The sequence below is a fragment of the Rhizobacter sp. genome (assembly GCF_031412075.1).
GTDB lineage: Bacteria > Pseudomonadota > Gammaproteobacteria > Burkholderiales > Burkholderiaceae_C > Rhizobacter.
On sequence record NZ_JANOCG010000592.1, the window covers coordinates 1 to 3,433 of the forward strand.

General features: G+C 66.2%; 4 protein-coding genes and 1 riboswitch. Of the genes, 1 reads left to right on the top strand and 3 read right to left on the bottom strand.

The genetic code is table 11. From position 1 onward, the window contains the following. Positions 1-890 (bottom strand): dihydropteroate synthase (locus tag RMO40_RS21805; protein ID WP_309725702.1); only part of this gene is annotated, 890 nt, incomplete at its 3' end. Between the two features lie 100 nt (positions 891-990). Then, a riboswitch (S-adenosyl-L-homocysteine riboswitch) is annotated at positions 991-1,065 on the bottom strand. 138 nt (positions 1,066-1,203) lie between these two features. On the opposite strand from RMO40_RS21805, the gene RMO40_RS21810 reads away from it, so the two are divergent. Beyond that, complete coding sequence (locus tag RMO40_RS21810) at positions 1,204-1,818, top strand: OmpA family protein (RefSeq protein WP_309725699.1); 615 nt, start codon at positions 1,204-1,206, stop codon at positions 1,816-1,818. Positions 1,819-1,834: 16 nt separating this feature from the next. On the opposite strand, the gene RMO40_RS21815 is transcribed toward RMO40_RS21810, so the two are convergent. Further along, positions 1,835-2,884, bottom strand: coding sequence for a homocysteine S-methyltransferase family protein (locus RMO40_RS21815; protein WP_309725700.1), 1,050 nt, complete (start codon positions 2,882-2,884; stop codon positions 1,835-1,837). A 21-nt stretch (positions 2,885-2,905) separates the two neighbouring features. After that, positions 2,906-3,433: EAL domain-containing protein (locus tag RMO40_RS21820; protein ID WP_309725701.1), on the bottom strand; the 528-nt coding region annotated here is incomplete at its 5' end.

The window sequence follows — 3,433 nt, forward strand, 5'->3', positions numbered from 1 at the left end:
TCGGCCACTTCGATCAGGCGCTCGCCGGCATCGGCGCGGCGATTCAGCACCACGTCTTCCACGCGTTCGCGAAGAATCGGCTCCAGGTCGTCGTACACACCCACCATGCCGGCGTTGACGATGCCCATGTCCATGCCCGCCTGGATCGCGTGGTACAGGAAAACGGTGTGGATGGCCTCGCGCACCGGGTCGTTGCCGCGGAAGCTGAAACTCACGTTGGAGACACCGCCCGAGACCTTGGCACCCGGCAGGTTCTGCTTGATCCAGCGTGTGGCGTTGATGAAGTCAACGGCGTAGTTGTCGTGCTCTTCGATGCCGGTTGCGATGGCGAAGATGTTGGGGTCGAAGATGATGTCTTCGGGCGGGAAGCCGATCTCGTCGACCAGCATGCGGTACGCACGCTCGCAGATTTCGATCTTGCGTTCGTAGGTGTCGGCCTGGCCCTTCTCGTCGAAGGCCATCACCACGGCCGCAGCGCCGTAGCGGCGCACCAGCTTGGCCTGGTGCTTGAAGGCGTCAACGCCTTCTTTCATCGAGATCGAGTTGACGATGCCCTTGCCCTGGATGCATTTGAGCCCGGCTTCGATCACGTCCCACTTCGAGCTGTCGATCATGATCGGCACGCGCGCGATCTCGGGCTCGCTGGCGATCAGGTGCAGAAAACGCACCATGGCCGCCTTGCTGTCGAGCATGGCCTCGTCCATGTTGATGTCGATCACCTGGGCGCCGTTTTCCACCTGCTGGCGCGCAACCGCGAGGGCTTCTTCGAACTGCCCGTTCAGGATGAGCCGCGCAAAGGCCTTGGAGCCGGTCACGTTGGTGCGCTCGCCGATGTTGACGAACAGCGTGCCCTCGCCGATGAGGATGGGCTCCAGGCCTGCGAGCTTCATCGCGGGAACGGCGTGTTGGAAGGGAGTGGCAGTCGTCATGGCAAGAATCTCTGCATGGGCTGCGGTGCTCACCCGCGGCGCATGCACATGAAAGGCATACAGGGGGTGAGCGTCGTTGCGAGCTTCCAAGCCTGGCGGCATCTGGGCAGACGCCGTCGCAACGCTCCTTGGAAGTGGCAGATTTTATGCGAGCGTGTGTGGCGCCAAGCGGGAATAAGTGGCGTCATCGCTGGTTACAAAACCGGCGAGCCCCCTTGCGCCGGGTGGGGTTTCAGCCGTTCCAATGGCCAGCCACGACAAAATCGATCCGACCATGGCCAAGCTTTCACTGCACACCCTCGCTCTCTTCGTCGCCTTGTTGGCGGGCTGCGCCGCACCACCCAAGCCCGTGCCGGCGGTGGCCACGCCCGTGCCCGGCTCGGCGCCCGGCCCGGTGTACGGCCAGGCCGCGCCCGGCACGCGTGCCTGGTCGCCGCAGATGGAGGCGGCCGAGCGCCAGCTCAGCAGCAGCTTGAGCGGCACCGGCATCACCGTGTCCAAGACCACCGACGAGCGGCTGTGGATCACGTTGCCAGGCGACCTGACCTTCCAGCCCAACCGCTCGGCGCTCAAGCCGGGCGCCACGGCGGTGCTCGACAAGATCGTGCTGTCTTTGCGCAACGTTCCCTTGGCCGAGCTGCGCATCGTCGGCCACACCGACACCAAGGGCGCGGCCGCGGCCAACGACGCCTTGTCGCTCGACCGCGCCGCGAGCACCCGAGACTGGCTGGTGGCGCGCGGCATGTCGCCGGTGCGCATTGCGGTGGCGGGCCGGGGCGCACGCGACCCGCTGGCCAGCAACGACGACGAAACCGGCCGCGCGACCAACCGCCGGGTGGAGATCCTGGTGGGCGAAAAGGCCCGGGTGAGCGCTCCCGCGTCGAAGTGAACCCGGCCCGGCCTCGTCAGGCCGCGACCAACCCGCTGAACAATGGGTCGTGCCGCGTGCGCGGCCGGTAGTTCGCCACCCGCCTGGCGATCTCGGCGATGTGGTCCGGCGTGGTGCCGCAGCAGCCGCCTGCAATGTTCAGGAAGCCCGCGCGCGCAAACTCTTCGACCAGGCCGCCGGTGATCTCGGGCGTCTCGTCGAAGCCGGTGTCGCTCATCGGGTTGGGCAGGCCGGCATTGGGGTAGCAGCTGATGAAGGTGTCACCGGCCACCTTGGCCAGCTCTTCGATGTAAGGCCGCATCAGCGCCGCGCCGAGCGCGCAGTTCAGGCCCACGGCCAGCGGCCGTGCATGGCGCACGCTGTGCCAGAAGGCGCTCACCGTCTGGCCCGACAGGATGCGGCCCGAGGCATCGGTGACGGTGCCCGAGATGATCACCGGCAGGCGTTCGCCGGTGTTGTCCATCAGCTCGTCGAGCGCAAAGATCGCCGCCTTGGCGTTCAGCGTGTCGAAGATGGTTTCGACCAGGAACACATCGGCGCCACCTTCGAGCAAGGCCTCACCCTGTTCGTAGTACGCGGCCTTCAACTCGTCGAAGTTCACGTTGCGCGCCGCCGGGTCGTTCACGTCGGGGCTGATGCTTGCCGTGCGCGGTGTGGGCCCGAGCGCGCCGGCCACGTAGCGTGGTTTGTCGGCGGTGCTGTACTTGTCGCAGGCGGCGCGCGCCAGGCGGGCACCGGCCAGGTTCATCTCGCGCGCCACGTGGGCCAGCTTGTAGTCTTCTTGGGCCACGGTGGTGGCGCCGAAGGTGTTGGTCTCGATCAGGTCGGCGCCGGCCGGCAGGTACTGCTCGTGGATCTCGCTGATGACGTCGGGCCGGGTGAACTGCAGCAGCTCGTTGTTGCCCTTCAGGTCTTTGGCGTGGTCCTTGAAGCGCTCACCGCGGTAATCGGCCTCGCTGAGCTTGTAGCGCTGGATCATGGTGCCCATCGCGCCGTCGAGCACGGCGATGCGGTTCTTGAGGATCTCGGGCAGCGCAGCGGCGCGGGTGTAGGCAATGGGCTTCATGTCGCCATTGTAGAAAGCCTGTCAAGGGATGACAGGCGTCAAGGTGTCTCCAAACAGCGAAGGCCGGAAGTCGAGCGCCCGCGGCCCTTCGTCGTTCATCGCCCACAAGGCCAACGCGCCGGCCGACATCGGCTTGGCAAACAGGTAACCCTGCAGCTCGTTGCAGCCCAGGCGGCGCAAGATCTCCTGCTGCTGCTCGGTCTCGACCCCTTCGGCCACCACCTTCAGGCCCAGTGCCTGCGCGAGCTTGACCACGGCGTCGACGATGGCGCGTGCATCGGCGCTGGTTTCGAGGTCGCAGATGAAGCTGCGGTCGATCTTCAGCTCCTCGGCCGCCAGCTGGCGCAGGTAGCTCAAGGACGAGTAGCCAGTGCCGAAGTCGTCGATCGACAAATGCACACCCGCCGACGAGAGCTGCTCGATCATCTGCAGCGTGACGCGGGTGTCGTCCATCGCTGCCGACTCGGTGATCTCGCAGGTCAGCAGTGAAGGCTCGATGTGGTAGCGAGCCAGCGCCTCGACGATGCGCTCGGCCAGGTCGGCCTGGCG

Bases quoted from the DNA above. Each gene is read 5' to 3' on its own strand.
- RMO40_RS21810 (WP_309725699.1), top strand. From the start codon at position 1,204: ATGGCCAAGCTTTCACTGCACACCCTCGCTCTCTTCGTCGCCTTGTTG.
- RMO40_RS21815 (WP_309725700.1), bottom strand. From the start codon at position 2,884: ATGAAGCCCATTGCCTACACCCGCGCCGCTGCGCTGCCCGAGATCCTC.